We start from the raw sequence: 17,801 nt of genomic DNA, 5'->3' as shown, positions 1-17,801 counted from the left end.
CTTGAAATATAACCTTCTGTTATTTGCACTTAGGTACAGTGTTATTTCAGCCAAAAATAAGGAAGTCTGCTTCGGCGCTCTGGATATCCAGGACGGCTGCACCCCAAACAATAATGACTCCATAGGGATAATGATATGAACAGTCTATATGCCGGTATCGACACCTTGAACGCGGTTCCAGTTCTGGACGATATTACCCAACACGAAATCTCTGCCCTGAAAACCCGTTTCAGCCTGGCCGATGCACACACTCATCAGGATCAGAGCGACACTCAGCGCATGATCGTCGCCAGCCTGCCCGAGCTGGGGTATCAGGCGCAGAACCAGACCCAATACCGGAGTGAGCAGGCCTTCATTCATGCGTTTTTCACCTTCCATGGTCAGCACCATGCGCTGAAACGCCACGACGAAATCTATCTCGTCTACGCAGCGTCCATCGCCATGCACATTACCGCGACCTACCTGCGCAAACAGAACATGAGTGTCGGGCTGATCGAGCCTTGCTTCGACAACCTGCACGATCTCTTGAAACAGATGGAAGTGCCTATGTCGGCACTCGATGAAAGCCTGTTCACCTCATCCACCGAGGTGTACGCAAACTTGCAGAAAGCGGCCATCGGGCTGGATGCGATCTTTCTGGTCGACCCCGATAACCCGACCGGTTCCAGCCTGTTTGCCGACGGACCGGATACGTTCGTCGAAGTGGCCAGATACTGCCGCGATTACAACAAACTGCTGATACTCGATTTCTGTTTCGCCTCGTTCTTCAAGGCGGCCGGTCGGGAACGCGTGGACGCCTACGCGATTCTCGACGATATCGGCACGCAATACCTGGTCATGGAAGACACTGGCAAGACCTGGCCGCTGCAAGACACCAAATGCGCCACCCTCATGGCCAGCCAGGACATCAACGCCGATATCTATAGCATCGTCACCAGCGTCCTTTTGAACGTCTCGCCATTCATCCTCAATGTGGTTACCCGCTACATCGAGGACAGCAAGGACGATGACTTCAACTCAGTGCGTTCGGTACTGGACGTCAACCGCCGCATGGCCCGCGCGGGTCTTGAAGGCCGGTTTTTGCAGTATGTGGAGCCGATGATCGACACCAGCGTGGCGTGGTTCGAGATTCTGCCCACTGGCATTAACGCCGATGAGTTGCAGGCTTATCTGTTGCAATGGGACGTGTACGTACTGCCGGGCAAATATTTCTACTGGAGCCAGCCCGAAAAAGGCCAGCGTTACATACGTCTGGCGCTGGCACGCAAACCGGAAGAATTTGCGGCCGCCGTTCAGGTCATCGCAAAGGCCCTGGAGAACTTCCATGTCTGACTTCGACCTGCCAATGATCGACGCAACAGTGTTCATGGGCATGCACCACGCCGATCCCGGCGTGCGTGAAAAATCCCTGGGTTTGTTTTCCCGGTTCTATGAAAGCAGCGTGCAGATGAATTTCGCCCAGATAGGCATTTGCGACGCCATTATCTGGAAGAAAAGCCGCGCCTTGCAGGACGTGTACTACCCGTTCATGGATGTACTGCACACTGACATGGCCATCCAGCGCCAGGGTTGTAGCGAACACATACTCCAGCGCGCCGCGACGGACACACTGCTCAAAGGCCTGCCCGTCGAAAAGAAACTGCTGGCAGCGCAGGTACTGGAGCAGGAAATCCCGTTTTATACCCATGATCCAGAGCTGCTGCGCCTGCACGTCCTGCAGCCTTTCCTGCAGCCGTTCGAAAGCCCCGTCAGACAGCCTGCGTTCCCGGAGATGTTGCAACGTCTCTATGACCAGTCGAGTGCCATGGTGATCCGCAACGAGGACTTTGAACATGTCTGGTAAAACCATTCTGGTGCCGCTGGTAACGCCTCTGAACGTACAGGCGCAGGTCTGCGAAACCAGTCTTGAACGTCTTTTGAGCAGCCTCGCAGCCCACGTCGACGGCTACATTCCATGCCTGACCTCCGGAGAAGGCTGGCGGCTGTCGCGTCAGCAATGGCTACAGATGCTGGAGCTGACCCTACGCTACGCAGGCGACAAGCTGGTCATCGCCGGGATTGAGCGCGGTTCGACGCAGGAGGTACTGGACTTTGCCCTGATGGCTCAGGATGCCGGCGCGCAAGCGGTGATGTTCACCTCGCCGTTTACACCCGGTATCAGTCAGCAGGTGATCATCGACCATTACCAGACCATTCATGACGCGACGCATCTGGATATCTTCATGTACAACGAGGCCGCCCTGTCAGGCAACGAAAAGACCTTCGCCACCCTCGAGGCCATCGCGCAGTTACCCAGAGTGATTGGCCTCAAGGACTCGCCGCCCATGTCTCGCTCGCAGGATCAGGTGGATGCCATTCGGCAACAGGGCGTCGACTACTTTATCGGTTGGGAAATGCAGCTGGCTGGCGAACTGGAGTTAGACGGCAATGTGGTGTCCCTCGCCAACCTGGAACCGCTGCTCTGTCGGCAAGCGGCTGACCGCCAACAGCCAGCGCTCAGTCAGGAAATCGCGACGCTCAATGAACGGTATCTGCTGAGTGCGTCCGACTGGTACGCCCAGGTCAAGCGCGAGCTTAAAGCCCGTGGCGTGATCGACAGCGACCGGGTTATGACCGAGGAGGCTGCCTGATGGAAAACATGCAAAAGCAACTGTTTCTGGCCAATCGTGCACTTATCGAAAAACTCGTGCCTATCCCACAGGAGCTCCTGGCATTCGAACAGCGCTGGATCGACGACGCCATCGAACGCAGCATGACTGCGGATGTTCCTGGTGATCTCGCTGGTCTGCGCAGAATGCTGGCCGAACTGGTCGAGCTGGAGAGCAGCGAAGTGCCGCCCAGCGCGCACTATGTCGGCAGCGACATGACGCTCGACGAGTTCCGGATTCTGGTTCAGGAGTTTGCGCTGGATGGTCTGACCGAAGCGCAGGTTTTCTATCATCTGATGCCCAGGCTCAGCCTGCCCGCGCAAATGCCCATGCTGCGCATGATGATCGACGAGTTTGGCTCGGGAAACCTCAAGCGCTCGCATACCACGCTGTATCAGGACCTGCTGCGCGAACTGGACATGCCGCTGGACCTGCAATTCTATGTGGAGGCCAACTCCAGTGCCGGTTTCACCTTTCCCAACATGTTCTGCTGGCTGGCCATTCGCGCGGATGATCCATCATGGTTTGCCGGGGTCATTACCTACTTCGAGACCGTGGTGCCGTTCTTTTTCGAGTGTTACACCCAGCTCTGCGAGCGATTGCAGATCCAGGCTCATACCTACTACTCCGAACACGTTCATATCGACGTTTTCCATGCCATCGAGGGGCAGCGCCTGCTCAAGGCCATGGACGTCAGCGGTGATCTGGACCCGGTGAAAGCCTGGCGAGGCATCTGCATGGGGCGCGAGATCACCAATCTGGCATTCGACCTGGCCGTAGAGAAAGCTCGTCGAGTCAAGCACTTCAACAAGGAGGCCAACCTTGAACGAGCCTGCTGAGTTTCGTCGTCCCGACACGTTCACCGTGCATATCGGCCAGGAGCAATACCTGGTACCGAGTAGTTGCCCGCATCGTGAGGGGTGGCTGGAGCATGGAGTGGTCAACGAGAAACGCCGATCCATTACCTGTCCCCTGCACTTCTCGGTGTTCAGCCTCGAAACCGGAGAGCAATTGAGCGGCCCGCCTTGTGGCAACCTGCAGGTTCGGCGACTGAGGTAGAAGCGCGTCCCACGGCAGGATTCGCTCCTGCCGTGGAGGCGTCATGTGAGGCGCAGGAACCTTTTCAATTCCGCACCTTGGGCAATCGCATCGTGTCGGCCCAATTCGATCAGTTCACTGCAATAACCCGATTCGAACAACAGATAGCTCAGGACACTGGCGCCACTGCTTTTGGTCGCGCCCGGCCCGCGCAGGAACGTGCGCAATGCAGGCGGAAGTTCACGGCGGTGCCGGGCAGCGATTTCGTCCAGCGGGCGGCTTGGGGAAATCACCAGCACTTCCACCGGCTCCATACCCGGCTGCCTGATCTGATCGCAAGGCAGCAACGCGCTGGCCATGTTCAAGCGCTCCAGCAACTCGATATCGCTTTCCAGATTATCGATGAAGGTGCTGTTGAGCATGTGGCCGCTGATCTGCGCCAGACTTGGCTGTATGCCGATTGGCGCACGCGGTGCCGGCCTTTCAGTTTTCAGCCCGCGCGGATTGCCACTCACGCCTACGACCAGAACACGATTGGCACCCAAGTGCAGCGCCGGACTGATCGGTGCCGACTGACGCACGGCACCGTCACCAAAGTATTCCTGATCCAGCATTACGGGGGCGAACAGCAAGGGAATGGCTGAACTGGCAAGCAGGTGATCCACGGTCAGTTGAGTCGGGCGGCCGATACGTCGATGACGCAGCCAGGGCTCGATGGTGCCGCGGCCCTGATAGAACGTGACTGCCTGCCCTGATTCATAGCCAAAGGCTGTTACCGCCACGGCGCGCAGGTGATGGGCATCAATGGCGGCCTCGATCCCGGACAGGTCCAGCCGCACATTGAGCAGTTCACGCAGAGGCGAGCTGTTGAGTAAGGCAACCGGGATATTTCGCCCGAAGCCCATCAGGCTGCGGCCAAAAAAACGGCTGGCCTGATGAATCACACCAGACCAGTCGCTGCGCAGCACCTGATGGCTGCGGAACGACCGCCAGAATTCGGTCAACTGGTGAATGGCAATGCGAAAGTGCAGCGCGCCGCTGGCCAGTTTCACCGCGTTGATTGCCCCGGCTGACGTACCGACAATGACCGGAAAGGGATTGGGAGAACCGGGCGGCAGCAAGTCGGCAATGCCTGCAAGTACGCCAACCTGATACGCAGCACGCGCACCGCCACCTGACAAAATAAGCCCGGTCACGGGCTCGACTTCGGTTACAGCCTGGGTCACTACTGCGGTATCTGGCATCTACAACTGGCCTCGATGGTCAACGACGCTTTTTTATCTACGTTTGTTATATAGCTTCGGTTCGCCAGCCGGTCGACTCTTGAAGCGCCGATGCGCCCAAAGATACTGTTCCGGGCATTCAGTGATAGCACTTTCTACCCATTGATTGATACGCAAGCAATCGGCTTCGTCGCTTTCACCCGGAAAATCCTGCAGCGGTGGGTGAATCACCAGCCTGTAACCGCTGCCGTCAGCCAGACGCTGCTGAGTGAACGGCACCACTTGAGCACGGCCCAGACGCGCAAATTTGCTGGTAGCGGTCACGGTCGCGGCCTGAATGCCGAACAGCGGCACAAAGATGCTCTGTTTAGCGCCATAGTCCTGATCCGGTGCATACCAGATGGCCCGGCCGGCACGCAGCAACTTGAGCATGCCGCGCACGTCATCGCGCTCGACAGCCAGCGAATCAAGGTTGTGCCGCTCGCGTCCGCGACGCTGGACGAAATCGAACAGTGGGCTCTTGTGTTCGCGGTACATGCCGTCGATGGTGTGTTGCTGGCCCAGCAGTGCCGCACCGATCTCCAGCGTGGTGAAGTGCAGCGCCATCAGAATCACGCCCTCGCCTTTCTCCTGAGCATTCTGCAGGTGCTCGAGCCCTTCGATATGAGCAAGTCTGGCCAGACGTTTTTTCGACCACCACCAGCTCATGGCCATCTCGAAGAAGGCGATCCCGGTGGAGGCGAAGTTTTCCTTGAGCAGACGCTTGCGCTCGGCGGCGGACAAATGAGGAAAACACAGCTCAAGATTGCGTGACGCGATATTTTTTCGATCAGTGGCCACTCGGTACATGACCGCACCCAATGCCCGACCGATGGCCAGCAGGGCGCGAAACGGCAACTGGACAACCAGCCATAAAAGCCCCAGCCCCAGCCACAACGGCCAGAAACGGGGGTGAAGGAAACTGGCTTTAAAGCGCGGGCGATCCATTTGGGCTTCCGTCAGAACAAAGGCCGCGCATTCTACAACGGTTCTACCTGCTTGCGGCTCGCGGGCGTTCTCGCTATAAGTCTCGGCACTTTTAGCGACAAGCTGTTGTGTATATCAACCATGAGCCAGATTGAATCGCAAAACCCGGAACCTGTATTTCAGCTCAAGGGCAGCATGCTCGCCATCACTGTGATGGAGCTGGCCCGGACCAACCTTGAAGCGCTCGACAGGCAACTGGCGGCGAAAGTGGCACAAGCCCCCAACTTCTTCAGCAATACGCCGTTGATCCTGGCTCTGGACAAACTCGCTCCGAACGAAGGCCCGGTGGATCTCCCCGGGCTTGTGCGTATCTGTCGCCAGCACGGTCTGCGCACCCTGGCGATCCGTGCCAACCGCATCGAAGACATCGCTGCAGCCATTGCCGTTGATCTTCCAGTGCTGCCGCCGTCCGGCGCACGTGAGCGCGTAATCGACCCGATTGAAGTCGAAGCGCCGAAAAAGATCCCGGAAAAACCACCCGAACCGCTCATCAAGCCGACCCGCGTGATAACCGCTCCGGTGCGCGGCGGTCAGCAGATTTATGCCCAGGGCGGCGATCTGGTTGTGGTTGCGCCGGTCAGTCCCGGTGCGGAACTTCTGGCCGATGGAAACATCCATGTGTACGGCCCAATGCGCGGCAGGGCACTGGCGGGAATAAAAGGCGACACGAAAGCACGAATCTTCTGTCAGCAGTTGAGTGCAGAGCTGATTTCGATTGCCGGGCAATACAAGGTTTCCGAGGACTTGCGCAGGGACCCTCTATGGGGCTCGCCGGTCCAGGTCAGCCTGTCAGGTGATGTGTTGAACATCATTCGTCTTTAACGGATACTGCCGCAATTTTCAAAGTATCTCTGATTCGTCGCGAAACCGTCGTGAAGGCGGCAGGAAGTTCTGACAAGCACTGCTTTTCAGCGGGTATATGAGTTGAAAGTAATAGCTTAACGCTACCTTTCCGGAATCAGTCCCCAGAATTGACACAATGCTTCGACGGGCGCGGCGCCAGGAGATGCTCTTCAGGGACTTAATGTCCTTTTCCTCTAGGGGTGATACACCTTGGCCAAGATTCTCGTTGTTACATCCGGCAAGGGTGGTGTGGGCAAGACCACCACCAGCGCCGCTATCGGTACCGGTCTCGCATTGCGTGGTCACAAGACAGTCATCGTCGACTTCGACGTCGGCCTGCGTAACCTCGACCTGATCATGGGTTGCGAGCGTCGGGTCGTGTATGACTTCGTCAACGTGGTCAATGGCGAAGCCAACCTGCAACAGGCGCTGATCAAGGACAAGAAGATCGAAGGCCTGTACGTGCTGGCTGCCAGCCAGACCCGTGACAAGGAAGCACTGACCAAGGAGGGCGTTGAAAAAGTCCTCATGGAGCTGAAGGAATCGTTCGAATACATCGTCTGCGATTCGCCGGCAGGTATCGAGACCGGTGCTCACCTGGCCATGTATTTCGCCGATGAAGCGATCGTCGTGACCAACCCCGAAGTATCCTCTGTGCGTGACTCCGACCGTATGCTGGGCCTGCTGGCCAGCAAATCACGTCGTGCCGAACGCGGCGAAGACCCGATCAAGGAACACCTGCTGCTGACTCGCTACAACCCTGAGCGTGTCAGCAAGGGCGAAATGCTTGGTGTGGAAGACGTCAAGGAAATCCTTGCTGTTACCCTGCTCGGCGTGATCCCCGAATCCCAGGCTGTCCTGAAAGCCTCCAACCAGGGCGTGCCGGTCATCCTCGATGACCAGAGCGATGCTGGCCAGGCCTACAGCGATGCCGTTGACCGCCTGCTGGGCAAAGACCGGGAACATCGCTTCCTGGATGTGCAGAAGAAAGGATTCTTTGAACGTCTATTCGGGGGTAATTAATGAATATTTTTGACTTCTTTCGTGACCGCAAAAAAGAAAGCACGGCCTCGGTAGCGAAAGAGCGTCTGCAGATCATCGTTGCGCACGAACGCGGCCAGCGCAGTACCCCGGACTACCTTCCTGCACTGCAGAAAGAGCTGGTGGAAGTGATCCGTAAATACGTCAATATCGAGTCCGATCAAGTTCAGGTTGCGTTGGAAAGCCAAGGCAGCTGCTCGATTCTGGAACTCAATATCACCCTGCCAGATCGCTGATCAGGCAGTCGCTTGCGGCGGTATCGGCGCACTTCTCAGGAAGCTGCGCCCTTACCGCCGTTGGCGTTTCTAGTGTTTCGAGGCCGTTGCATGCCGTTGTCGAACATCCGCATCATTTATCAGGACGCAGCCGTTCTGGTAATCGATAAGCCTACCCTGCTGCTTTCCGTCCCCGGCCGCGCCGATGACAACAAGGATTGCCTGATTACCCGCCTGCAGGAAAACGGCTTCCCCGAAGCCCGCATCGTCCATCGTCTGGACTGGGAAACGTCGGGCATCATCCTGCTGGCCCGCGATGCAGACACGCACCGCGAGCTGTCGCGTCAGTTTCATGATCGCGAAACCGAAAAAGCCTACACCGCACTGTGCTGGGGCCAGCCGTCGCTGGACAGCGGCAGTATCGACCTGCCGTTACGCTACGACCCGCCTACCAAGCCCCGGCATGTCGTGGATCACGAGGGTGGCAAACACGCGCTGACATTCTGGAAAGTCGTCGAACGTCACGACACCTACTGTCGGGTCGAACTTACCCCTATTACCGGTCGCTCGCACCAACTGCGGGTGCACATGCTGTCGATCGGTCATCCGCTGTTGGGCGATGGTCTGTATGCCCACCCCGAAGCGCTGGCGGCGTACCCGCGCCTGTGCCTGCATGCCAGCATGTTGAGCTTTACCCATCCGGGCACCGGCGAGCGGTTGACCTTCGAGTGCCCCGCGCCTTTCTGATCTGAATGACACGCTGGCTATCGTGCAGATGCTCCGCGTCATACAGCTGCTCTGACTATCGTTGCCGCCGAGCACTATCCCGTGCTGGTGAAACTCGCTCATGCACAGCCCTATTCCAGCCAGGCCGAATTGGCGCTCGTATTCTTCGCCGAAACCGGTATCACTGCGCATCCCGACACCTTTGCAAAAGCGTTGAAAATGGCAGGGATTACGCGTGTAAAGCAGCGGGCCAAGGGAAGTTTTCAGTCACCTGAACCTAATAAAGCCTATGGCTACAATGAAACCCACCGCCGCCAACTGCCGGAGCAGCTATATCCGAGTTGCTTGACAGATACCGAGTGGGCACTGGTCGCCGACCTGTTTGAAAGCCAGGGCGGACGAGGAGTGCCACCGCTTCACTCTCGGCGCACGTTGCTGGAAGCCTGTTGCTATGTCGTACGCACGGGGTGCTCATGGCGAATGCTACCCCGCGATTTTCCTCATTGGGACAATGTCTACAAAACGTTCCGCCGGTGGAGCGCTCAAGGCAAGTTCGAGCAAATGCATGATCGCTTGCGAGCTCAATGGCGTGAGCGGGAAGAACGCGCTGACAGCCCGTCAGCAGCGATCCTGGATTCACAGTCGACCCGCAGTTCTCCTCAAGGCGGTGACAGCGGCTACGACGCAGGCAAAAAAGTGAAGGGGCGTAAACGAAGTCTGATTGTCGATACATTGGGCCTGCTGCTGGCTGTCAGTATCAGTGCTGCAAGCGTGCAGGATCGTGACGCGGCGGATGATGCGGTGGCGTACTCGAAGGAAAAATATCCGTCACTGAGCACGCTTTTTGTTGATAGTGCGTACGCAGGAAAATGGGCACAGCGCACCCATCAACTGCACGCTATCGATGTTCAAGTGATCCGTGGCCCGAATAACAGAAGAACAGGGCAATGGCACTCTGAACAAGGCGATCTATTTTCCGTGGAGCCTGTTCAGACTGGATTTGTGGTCATGCCCAAGCGATGGGTAGTGGAGCGAACTCATGCCTGGAATGAGAGAGCTCGGCGACTGATCATGCATCATGATCGCCTTTTTGCGGTAAGCGAGGCATGGGTTTGGTTGGCCGAGGCTCGAATACTCGCGCGACGACTCACTACATGATTTTGTCTACACCCTCCTAGCGCGGGCGGCAAGGTGGAGTACATCCTTACACCTAAATGCTCTATTGTTCTCGGATCAAACTTCATCTCAAACTCAGCCATATCTAACCACTCCTTAGTTAAAATAACTTATATGCTTCTTAAACTCTAGCGCGTGACGCCTTATAAATTCTGGAGGAAGTGCGTTTCCGATCATAAGTGCAACTGAATAGCGTCCTTTAGCTAAAGAAAATTTATATTTCCTTGGAAAGGTTTGAAGGAGAGCTGCTTCTCTAAGAGTTATAGCCCTATCTTGCGTAGGATGAAGAAATCGACCTTTTGATGGGCTGATACATCCACCTGTTATCGTAGGCGACACAGTCTCCCAAACCATCCGACCATATACATCTGTGTACCCATCCGGCTTTCTAATGTGACATGGAAGCCAATATTCAACGGGTAGATCTTTGCGCGACCCGCCATTTTTAGGGATAAGCTTGATTAAAGCTTCAATCTTTTGGGTCCTTTCCACAGGAAGATCATGTAGTAAATCACCAGATTTTCCAGGAGAAGTCAGTGAACCTATAGCGCTCCAAACGGTTAGAGGTTTTTTTACCTGGACAGGTTCATCTATAAAGCCAAACAGTATCTAGATTGCCAGCATGGGTAAAGCGAAGCCCCGAGAGCGACCGTTCTGGATGAGACACGCGAGCAGTCCACCAAAGGTGCGCCACGTCTCTTTTTTGATGATCCACCAAAAACTTTCCAAGCGAAATGCTTAGAAAAAACGCCGATAATTCAAGGCACAGCAGTCCATACGCCTCTTACGATCACGAATGATGACTTATTGACATCATTGCTATTCGTTACTCTGATGAGAAAAATGGTGTCACCCGAAACCTTATCGGGCACGTTAGAATTCGATGGCTCAGGGATCGAGACTCGGGACTTACCTTTTTCAAGGACAGGGATGAGTGAATGGATCTTTTAGCCAACTTCCCCAAATGGGACGACATCGAGCGAACCCTCGATAACAAATTCAACCATCTGAATCAGTCTTTCGATCAAGGCTGGGAAAGCGCTTTCGATGGTTGGAACGGTTTCACTCGACGAGTCAGTAACGAGGCCACATTGGCCTTCGGCAGTATCGGCGGAAACCGCATTGAGTCGGTGAAGCTGGCGATGGCCAAGTCTTACCCAATCATCCAGCTAAATCTGATGCGCAAATGGGCTTCCATAGACATTACGGAAATCCTTCCTGTCTTGCTGCAACTGGTCAAAGAGGTCGCCATGATTATGGGCGGCAGCGTGGCGGTCGGGACTCTTGTTGGTGGTGCTGCTGGGTCGCTAGCGTTCGGAGCGGGCGCTGTACTAGGAGCCATAGCAGGCAGCGGCATAGGCTTACAGGTCGGCAACCTGATTCTGCTGGGCATGGGGCTTTCAGCCATCGCTGATTATTTTTATCAAGGCCTCCCAGCCTGTCTCGCAACCCTTTATGACGGCATGATCACAGCCTGGAACGCAGAGGAAGGTGTCAAACCGCCGGGGCTCGATCCCACAGGCGCTTCTGCGTGGTTGATTGATGAGCGTATAGACGCAGCCGCGCGGCAACTTGCCAGAGGTCAGGAGCAATTAGTCATGCTCCTACTGACTGCCATTGTTACCTACATCACACGAGGTCAGATCAAGGCAGGGGTCGTAGGCAGCCTGGATGGCATTGCGGCACGTAGCGCAAAGCTTCAAGCGGACATGACTAATAAACAAATTGCGGGTTGGTTGGCTCGCAATGAGCAGAAGCTGCTGGCTCATCCAGAATTGCGGGTTACGGACTCAACGCCGCTAAAAATGGCAGAGCTCAAATCTGACAGCATTAGCCGACCGTCAACCGCTAGCAACGACATGGTCAAAAATCCCGAACCAATACCTGAACCGGTCTACGAGAAGCCGAAGCCTCCAGAAGAGATGCCAGATGAAATACCGGCAACCTCCGCCCTGGCCAGAGACGGTTTGCGTGAGGACCTGGCTGAACAGGCAGGTATACCTCGAAACATCGTGGACAAACCTGAGAGTATTTGGGGAAAAACGATAGAGGATATCAAGCAGTCGTTTACTATGGATGGCGCTAAAGTAACTGATGTGCCGCCTAGAGCAAGTTCATCGTTTAACTCACAAACGTTTAAAATTGAAGGTAGCGCAACGGGAATTAAGAAAATTCAATACAGCCCCTCTACCCTCGACAAAAAACTTAAATCAGAACACATTGGCGAGTATTACAAAATAACACTTAACGACGGCAGCAAAATAAAAGTTGTAGATCCTACCACCTACAGACCAAAATTCTTAGGCAAAAACATAGTAAACTATGATAACAACACTATCTTTTTAAATCCAGAAGGACAAAAGGTAATTTTCAACCCTGGAAACAACACTTGGATACCCGAATAATGTCAAATTCAAACTTTGAAATCTCATGGAATGCTCCAATTGTACCTTGCAAATCTTTAGCAGGAATACCGTTGCACATCAATGCGGAATTAGTAGAGTGCTCTTTAGCGAAATACGTTATTGACAGAAATAAGCATTTATATCAATTTGAGAACTCTCCAATCCTTCAATCAAAAAAATTTGAATTAGACAGCAGCGGCGATGGTGGTTACGAGTTTTTTCTTTTCGATGAGTGTGTCGTAGACTTAAATAATAGAGCATTACCCGCTTTATCCATAGTGATAAAAAATAAAAAAGTTTTCGTTATAAAAGTATATAACTTTAGTTTTCCTGGCGACTCCGCAGAGGAATTTATCTACAAAGGAAAACTACCCGGCGGGCTAGCTTTAGGCAGCAAGATATCTGAACTTATACCCTTTACAGATCTGGATTTTGACGAAGAATTAGAATGGTTTTACACCGACAGAAACTATGGGGAAGTCGAAATAGGCGGATGGGGTGTTCCGCTCGAAGAACAACCAGAACAAATAATAAATAGTATATGCATCATCCCAGCAGCTTCTGCACAGACTGCAGACTGCTAAAATTACTATTTACATAGGATACAATACCCAACCATGATGAAAATTGAAAACACCAATGAAAACATAAATATCTCGTCAACTGCACCAACAACCCCGAATAAATCAATCTCGGGAATTTCGCTAGGTACCAGTGCAAATTCGCTTGAGCTTGCACTACCGCGATGCCTAGTCAACCAAAAAAACTCACTATACCAATTTGAAGACTCACCAATACTACGTTTAACCATGCACGAATTAGACGGCGACGGGAGCGGGGGCTATGAATTCTCACTTCATGACGACCACATAATAAACAAGCTATTAAGAGGCACTCCCGCGCTATCAATTGCAATTGAAAAAAACAAAGTATTCACCTTGAAGGTTTATGATTTTAGTTTTTCTGAAGATGCCGCCCTTGAACGTATTTACAAAGGAACTCTCCCTGGTAATATAGGGCTTGGGAGTCTAGTTTCCGAGCTTCTACCCTATACACAGCTTGAGTTCGATGAAGCCGAAGAGTGGTTCTACACTGACGACAAATATGGTGAGGTCGAAGTCACGGGCTTGGGCGTCCCTCTTGAAGACATACCAGATCAGCACATCTCAGCTATTTTTATTGTATCTAAATGAAATCAGATATACGCCACTCACAGAGATACAAAGGTGTCAGCTGAAGATTTTAAAATCTCATGGGAAGCAGAGATAGTCCCATGCAAATCGCTGGCTGGCATACCGTTAAACGCCTGTGCTGGCGCACTCGATACAATACTATCTAGCTATCGCATAGACACCACAGATAAACTATATAGATTCAAAAATGGCCCGACACTTCGTTTACACTTATATTCCATGGATGATAACGGCGACGGCGGCTATCAATTCAGGCTTTCCGATGATGAAATAATACATAAAAATCTTAAAGGAACACCTGCTTTATCTATTGAAGTCAGAAACAAAAAAGTCTTTACTTTAACCGTATATAATTTCAGCTTTCCGAACGATCCTGCAAGTGACTTCATCTACAAAGGATCTTTACCAGGAGGTGTAAAGCTAGGCAGCCCAGTGTCGGATCTTCTCCCTCTGACGCAACTAGAGTTCGATGAAGGCGAAGAGTGGTTTTATACAGACCGACTTTATGGGGAGGTTGAAATCACAGGTTGGTGTGTTCCCCTAGAGGACAAACCCAACCAGATCATTACGGCAATATGCGTAGTACCGGACGAGCAACCATGAATGCAAACCTATTTAAGAAACCAGGAGGTTAGAACCATGTCAACTGAAGATTTTAAAATCTCATGGAAAGCGCCTATTATTCCATGTAAATCGCTGGCTGGCATCCCCATGTATGCCAGTGCAAAACTATTGAAATCTGTGCTCTCTCGGTATGTGGTGGATGAAGAGGGTTTACTGTATCAGTTCGGAGATTCACCAATTCTAGAGGTGGAAATTTACAAGCCTGATTCAGATGGCGATAGTGGCTACGCATTCTCGCTTTCTGACGACACGGTAATAAACAGACTACTCAAGGGTACACCAGCGCTGTCCATTTCATTGAGAAGCGATAGAGTTACCTTTATAAAGATTTATAATTTTAGTTTCTCTGGAGACGCAGCTCAAAACCATATTTACAAAGGAACTCTCCCTGGGGATATAGGACTTGGGAGTCTAGTTTCCGAACTTCTACCCTACACCCGGCTTGAGCTGGATGAGACCGAAGAGTTCTTCTACACTGATGATAACTACGGAGCGGTCGAGATCACCGGACTGGGTGTCCCTCTTGAATACATACCAGATCAGCACATCACAGCGATTTGCCTTATACCTAAGAGGGTGTAGACAAAATAAATTAAACTTTCACTCCCTTGTCTGAATAGCCCTCAAGCCATGCCTAAAACCGGACGTCCTCGCTCGATTGCCGCCGAGCACTATCCCGTGCTGGTGAAACTCGCTCATGCACAGCCCTATTCCAGCCAGGCCGAATTGGCGCTCGTATTCTTCGCCGAAACCGGTATCACTGCGCATCCCGACACCTTTGCAAAAGCGTTGAAAATGGCAGGGATTACGCGTGTAAAGCAGCGGGCCAAGGGAAGTTTTCAGTCACCTGAACCTAATAAAGCCTATGGCTACAATGAAACCCACCGCCGCCAACTGCCGGAGCAGCTATATCCGAGTTGCTTGACAGATACCGAGTGGGCACTGGTCGCCGACCTGTTTGAAAGCCAGGGCGGACGAGGAGTGCCACCGCTTCACTCTCGGCGCACGTTGCTGGAAGCCTGTTGCTATGTCGTACGCACGGGGTGCTCATGGCGAATGCTACCCCGCGATTTTCCTCATTGGGACAATGTCTACAAAACGTTCCGCCGGTGGAGCGCTCAAGGCAAGTTCGAGCAAATGCATGATCGCTTGCGAGCTCAATGGCGTGAGCGGGAAGAACGCGCTGACAGCCCGTCAGCAGCGATCCTGGATTCACAGTCGACCCGCAGTTCTCCTCAAGGCGGTGACAGCGGCTACGACGCAGGCAAAAAAGTGAAGGGGCGTAAACGAAGTCTGATTGTCGATACATTGGGCCTGCTGCTGGCTGTCAGTATCAGTGCTGCAAGCGTGCAGGATCGTGACGCGGCGGATGATGCGGTGGCGTACTCGAAGGAAAAATATCCGTCACTGAGCACGCTTTTTGTTGATAGTGCGTACGCAGGAAAATGGGCACAGCGCACCCATCAACTGCACGCTATCGATGTTCAAGTGATCCGTGGCCCGAATAACAGAAGAACAGGGCAATGGCACTCTGAACAAGGCGATCTATTTTCCGTGGAGCCTGTTCAGACTGGATTTGTGGTCATGCCCAAGCGATGGGTAGTGGAGCGAACTCATGCCTGGAATGAGAGAGCTCGGCGACTGATCATGCATCATGATCGCCTTTTTGCGGTAAGCGAGGCATGGGTTTGGTTGGCCGAGGCTCGAATACTCGCGCGCCGACTCACTACATGATTTTGTCTACACCCTCTTAAGTCACCTTTTCGCCCCTCGGCGAGTTACTTTGATGGGGCCAAAGTAACCAAAGCCCCCCGCTCCTGTTTCCGGCCCGACTTCGTCGGGTTCCTTCGCCCTGTCACTGATCCGGGGGTCGCCGCAACGGGCCATCCATGGCCCGGTGCGGCTAGCCTGGCGTCCTGCCAGGCTACCCCCGGATCAGCGCCAGGACTCAGCCGTCACTAACGTCGCACTCTGCGTCGTCAGTGCCACCGCGGTTGAAAAGCGCTTTTACTCTCGGCGCTGTGCGTCAGCTTAGACTATCGTGCCTGCGCTCCGCGTAGGCATGCAGTTCGTGACGCTCCGCGTCACACAGCGGTTCTGCGACTTCAGGTGGATTGGCGTTCGGCTCAAGTTACCTTTTCCCCCCTCGGCGACTCACTTTGAGGGACCGAAGTGAGCAAGGCCCTTGTGGCTCCGGTTTCCGGCTCAACTTCGTCAGGCTCCTTCACGGTCGAAAAGCGTTTCTGTGGCAGCGGCAACGACTGAGCCAATGGGGTAAACTCGCGCCATTGCTGTCTGGAGCTATTTATGCGCGCAGAGTTGAACAACGGCCTCATCGATTTTCTGAAGGCTTCTCCCACCCCGTTCCACGCCACCGCCACCCTCGTGCAACACTTCGAAGCTGCGGGTTTTCAGCGGCTGGATGAACGTGATACCTGGGCAATAGAAACTGGAGGTCGTTACTTCGTCACCCGTAATGACTCCTCTATCGTCGCCTTCCGCATGGGCCGTCAGTCGCCACTCACCGGCGGGATTCGCATGGTTGGCGCACACACGGACAGCCCTTGCCTGCGGGTCAAACCGCAACCGGAACTACAACGTCAGGGCTTCTGGCAACTGGGCGTCGAAGTCTACGGCGGCGCGCTGCTGGCACCGTGGTTTGACCGTGATCTGTCGTTGGCAGGTCGCGTCACCTTCCGCCGCGATGGCAAGGTTGAAAGTCAGTTAATCGACTTCAAGCTGCCGATTGCCGTGATTCCCAATCTGGCCATCCACTTGAACCGCACTGCCAATGAAGGTTGGGCGATCAATGCGCAAAACGAACTGCCGCCAATCCTCGCGCAAGTGGCTGGCGACGAACGCGCGGACTTCCGTGCGCTTCTGACTGATCAACTGGCCCGCGAACACGGGCTGAATGCAGACGTGGTGCTCGATTACGAGCTGAGTTTCTATGACACACAGAGTGCCGCCGTTGTCGGCCTCAATGGGGACTTCCTGGCAGGCGCACGCCTGGATAACCTGCTGTCGTGTTATGCCGGGATGCAAGCACTGCTGAACAGCGAAAGTGACGAAACCGCTCTGCTGGTATGCACCGATCATGAAGAAGTCGGTTCGTCGTCGACCTGTGGCGCAGACGGCGCAATGCTTGAGCAGATCGTCCAGCGCCTGCTGCCGAGCAGCGAAGACTACGTGCGGACCATTCAGAAATCGCTACTGATATCGGCCGACAACGCCCACGGCATACACCCCAACTACGCCGAAAAACATGACGCCAATCATGGTCCCAAGCTCAACGCCGGGCCGGTGATCAAGGTCAACAGCAACCAGCGTTACGCCACCAACAGTGAAACGGCCGGTTTCTTCCGCCATCTGTGCATGGCTGAAGAAGTACCGGTGCAGAGTTTCGTGGTGCGCAGCGACATGGCCTGTGGCTCGACTATCGGGCCAATCACCGCCAGCCATTTGGGGATCCGCACGGTAGACATCGGCCTGCCGACGTTCGCCATGCATTCGATTCGCGAACTGGCTGGCAGTCATGATCTGGCGCATCTGGTCAAGGTATTGAGCGCGTTCTATGCCAGCCACGAGCTGCCATAACGCCTGCAATGATTGATTCTCGTGGGGGCGGCGTGCTGCTCCCGCG

General features: G+C 54.0%; 20 protein-coding genes. 17 read left to right on the top strand and 3 right to left on the bottom strand.

All coding sequences use genetic code 11. The features are described 5' to 3' along the window. The first annotated feature begins 135 nt into the window (after positions 1 to 135). The 5 genes from FFH21_RS08520 to FFH21_RS08500 are packed head-to-tail and all read left to right on the top strand — an operon-like array spanning position 136 to position 3,707. A complete protein-coding gene (locus tag FFH21_RS08520) occupies positions 136 to 1,332 on the top strand; it encodes an aminotransferase class I/II-fold pyridoxal phosphate-dependent enzyme (protein WP_011168126.1) in 1,197 nt (398 codons plus the stop codon). Beyond that, positions 1,325 to 1,843 carry a DUF6190 family protein gene (locus FFH21_RS08515; protein ID WP_004657811.1) on the top strand — a complete coding sequence of 173 codons (519 nt, stop codon included), beginning with the start codon at positions 1,325 to 1,327 and terminating at the stop codon, positions 1,841 to 1,843. The genes FFH21_RS08520 and FFH21_RS08515 overlap by 8 nt, the downstream gene beginning before the upstream one ends. Next, positions 1,833 to 2,630, top strand: coding sequence for a dihydrodipicolinate synthase family protein (locus tag FFH21_RS08510; protein WP_011168125.1), 798 nt, complete (start codon positions 1,833 to 1,835; stop codon positions 2,628 to 2,630). The genes FFH21_RS08515 and FFH21_RS08510 overlap by 11 nt, the downstream gene beginning before the upstream one ends. Then, entirely contained in the window at positions 2,630 to 3,487 is an 858-nt protein-coding gene (locus FFH21_RS08505) for an iron-containing redox enzyme family protein (protein ID WP_004664311.1), read from the top strand. Before FFH21_RS08510 ends, FFH21_RS08505 begins: the two co-directional genes overlap by 1 nt. After that, positions 3,471 to 3,707 (top strand): Rieske 2Fe-2S domain-containing protein, encoded by a 237-nt coding sequence (locus FFH21_RS08500; protein ID WP_002552658.1) that lies wholly within the window; start codon positions 3,471 to 3,473, stop codon positions 3,705 to 3,707. Before FFH21_RS08505 ends, FFH21_RS08500 begins: the two co-directional genes overlap by 17 nt. Positions 3,708 to 3,748: 41 nt before the next feature. Here FFH21_RS08500 and FFH21_RS08495 read toward each other — a convergent pair whose 3' ends face one another. Further along, a complete protein-coding gene (locus tag FFH21_RS08495) occupies positions 3,749 to 4,930 on the bottom strand; it encodes a patatin-like phospholipase family protein (RefSeq protein ID WP_011168124.1) in 1,182 nt (393 codons plus the stop codon). A 33-nt stretch (positions 4,931 to 4,963) separates the two neighbouring features. Beyond that, positions 4,964 to 5,896: a lipid A biosynthesis lauroyl acyltransferase gene (locus FFH21_RS08490; protein ID WP_002552656.1), complete on the bottom strand. Its 933-nt coding sequence runs from the start codon at positions 5,894 to 5,896 to the stop codon at positions 4,964 to 4,966. Positions 5,897 to 6,016: 120 nt separating this feature from the next. Between FFH21_RS08490 and minC the strand changes: the two genes are divergently transcribed. The 5 genes from minC to FFH21_RS08465 all read left to right on the top strand — a co-directional run bounded on the left by minC (position 6,017) and on the right by FFH21_RS08465 (position 9,918). Next, on the top strand, positions 6,017 to 6,757 hold the full coding sequence (gene minC / locus FFH21_RS08485; RefSeq protein WP_002552655.1) for a septum site-determining protein MinC: 741 nt from the start codon (positions 6,017 to 6,019) through the stop codon (positions 6,755 to 6,757). 231 nt (positions 6,758 to 6,988) lie between these two features. Next, positions 6,989 to 7,801 (top strand): septum site-determining protein MinD, encoded by an 813-nt coding sequence (minD, locus tag FFH21_RS08480; RefSeq protein WP_002552654.1) that lies wholly within the window; start codon positions 6,989 to 6,991, stop codon positions 7,799 to 7,801. After that, positions 7,801 to 8,055, top strand: coding sequence for a cell division topological specificity factor MinE (minE, locus tag FFH21_RS08475; RefSeq protein WP_002552653.1), 255 nt, complete (start codon positions 7,801 to 7,803; stop codon positions 8,053 to 8,055). Before minD ends, minE begins: the two co-directional genes overlap by 1 nt. A 90-nt stretch (positions 8,056 to 8,145) precedes the next feature. Then, a complete protein-coding gene (locus tag FFH21_RS08470) occupies positions 8,146 to 8,781 on the top strand; it encodes an RluA family pseudouridine synthase (RefSeq protein ID WP_004657795.1) in 636 nt (211 codons plus the stop codon). Positions 8,782 to 8,832: 51 nt separating this feature from the next. Next, entirely contained in the window at positions 8,833 to 9,918 is a 1,086-nt protein-coding gene (locus FFH21_RS08465; RefSeq protein WP_082227000.1) for an IS5-like element ISPsy19 family transposase, read from the top strand. Between the two features lie 114 nt (positions 9,919 to 10,032). Here the strand turns inward: FFH21_RS08465 and FFH21_RS30515 are convergent, their stop codons facing one another. Then, the gene (locus tag FFH21_RS30515; RefSeq protein WP_230383616.1) at positions 10,033 to 10,290 is read right to left on the bottom strand and encodes a DNA cytosine methyltransferase; all 258 of its coding nucleotides are present in this window, start codon (positions 10,288 to 10,290) and stop codon (positions 10,033 to 10,035) included. Between the two features lie 584 nt (positions 10,291 to 10,874). Between FFH21_RS30515 and FFH21_RS08450 the strand changes: the two genes are divergently transcribed. The 7 genes from FFH21_RS08450 to FFH21_RS08415 all read left to right on the top strand — a co-directional run bounded on the left by FFH21_RS08450 (position 10,875) and on the right by FFH21_RS08415 (position 17,755). Further along, positions 10,875 to 12,341, top strand: a complete 1,467-nt coding sequence (locus FFH21_RS08450; protein WP_011168121.1) for a DUF6861 domain-containing protein — start codon at positions 10,875 to 10,877, stop codon at positions 12,339 to 12,341. Further along, positions 12,341 to 12,925 (top strand): hypothetical protein, encoded by a 585-nt coding sequence (locus tag FFH21_RS08445; RefSeq protein ID WP_041924485.1) that lies wholly within the window; start codon positions 12,341 to 12,343, stop codon positions 12,923 to 12,925. Before FFH21_RS08450 ends, FFH21_RS08445 begins: the two co-directional genes overlap by 1 nt. Before the next feature lie 33 nt (positions 12,926 to 12,958). Continuing rightward, a complete protein-coding gene (locus tag FFH21_RS08440) occupies positions 12,959 to 13,534 on the top strand; it encodes a hypothetical protein (RefSeq protein WP_230383615.1) in 576 nt (191 codons plus the stop codon). Positions 13,535 to 13,567: 33 nt separating this feature from the next. Beyond that, positions 13,568 to 14,137 carry a hypothetical protein gene (locus FFH21_RS08435; protein ID WP_081002582.1) on the top strand — a complete coding sequence of 190 codons (570 nt, stop codon included), beginning with the start codon at positions 13,568 to 13,570 and terminating at the stop codon, positions 14,135 to 14,137. Positions 14,138 to 14,173: 36 nt separating this feature from the next. Then, positions 14,174 to 14,740 (top strand): hypothetical protein, encoded by a 567-nt coding sequence (locus tag FFH21_RS08430; RefSeq protein ID WP_041924484.1) that lies wholly within the window; start codon positions 14,174 to 14,176, stop codon positions 14,738 to 14,740. A 48-nt stretch (positions 14,741 to 14,788) separates the two neighbouring features. Then, the gene (locus tag FFH21_RS08425; RefSeq protein ID WP_004663854.1) at positions 14,789 to 15,892 is read left to right on the top strand and encodes an IS5-like element ISPsy19 family transposase; all 1,104 of its coding nucleotides are present in this window, start codon (positions 14,789 to 14,791) and stop codon (positions 15,890 to 15,892) included. Between the two features lie 573 nt (positions 15,893 to 16,465). Further along, complete coding sequence (locus FFH21_RS08415) at positions 16,466 to 17,755, top strand: M18 family aminopeptidase (RefSeq protein ID WP_002552650.1); 1,290 nt, start codon at positions 16,466 to 16,468, stop codon at positions 17,753 to 17,755. Positions 17,756 to 17,801 lie beyond the last annotated feature (46 nt).

This window comes from Pseudomonas sp. KBS0707 (assembly GCF_005937945.2).
Taxonomy (GTDB): domain Bacteria; phylum Pseudomonadota; class Gammaproteobacteria; order Pseudomonadales; family Pseudomonadaceae; genus Aquipseudomonas; species Aquipseudomonas amygdali.
Note: the sequence above shows the minus strand (reverse complement) of the source record. Positions and strands in the feature narration are given on the sequence as shown.

Coding starts and splice junctions, on each gene's coding strand:
- minE (WP_002552653.1), top strand. CDS start 7,801: ATGAATATTTTTGACTTCTTTCGTGACCGCAAAAAAGAAAGCACGGCC.
- FFH21_RS08510 (WP_011168125.1), top strand. CDS start 1,833: ATGTCTGGTAAAACCATTCTGGTGCCGCTGGTAACGCCTCTGAACGTA.
- minC (WP_002552655.1), top strand. CDS start 6,017: ATGAGCCAGATTGAATCGCAAAACCCGGAACCTGTATTTCAGCTCAAG.
- FFH21_RS08515 (WP_004657811.1), top strand. CDS start 1,325: ATGTCTGACTTCGACCTGCCAATGATCGACGCAACAGTGTTCATGGGC.
- FFH21_RS08450 (WP_011168121.1), top strand. CDS start 10,875: ATGGATCTTTTAGCCAACTTCCCCAAATGGGACGACATCGAGCGAACC.
- FFH21_RS08430 (WP_041924484.1), top strand. CDS start 14,174: ATGTCAACTGAAGATTTTAAAATCTCATGGAAAGCGCCTATTATTCCA.
- FFH21_RS08470 (WP_004657795.1), top strand. CDS start 8,146: ATGCCGTTGTCGAACATCCGCATCATTTATCAGGACGCAGCCGTTCTG.
- FFH21_RS30515 (WP_230383616.1), bottom strand. CDS start 10,290: ATGGTTTGGGAGACTGTGTCGCCTACGATAACAGGTGGATGTATCAGC.
- FFH21_RS08520 (WP_011168126.1), top strand. CDS start 136: ATGAACAGTCTATATGCCGGTATCGACACCTTGAACGCGGTTCCAGTT.
- FFH21_RS08495 (WP_011168124.1), bottom strand. CDS start 4,930: ATGCCAGATACCGCAGTAGTGACCCAGGCTGTAACCGAAGTCGAGCCC.
- FFH21_RS08445 (WP_041924485.1), top strand. CDS start 12,341: ATGTCAAATTCAAACTTTGAAATCTCATGGAATGCTCCAATTGTACCT.
- FFH21_RS08440 (WP_230383615.1), top strand. CDS start 12,959: ATGATGAAAATTGAAAACACCAATGAAAACATAAATATCTCGTCAACT.
- FFH21_RS08425 (WP_004663854.1), top strand. CDS start 14,789: ATGCCTAAAACCGGACGTCCTCGCTCGATTGCCGCCGAGCACTATCCC.
- FFH21_RS08415 (WP_002552650.1), top strand. CDS start 16,466: ATGCGCGCAGAGTTGAACAACGGCCTCATCGATTTTCTGAAGGCTTCT.
- FFH21_RS08490 (WP_002552656.1), bottom strand. CDS start 5,896: ATGGATCGCCCGCGCTTTAAAGCCAGTTTCCTTCACCCCCGTTTCTGG.
- FFH21_RS08505 (WP_004664311.1), top strand. CDS start 2,630: ATGGAAAACATGCAAAAGCAACTGTTTCTGGCCAATCGTGCACTTATC.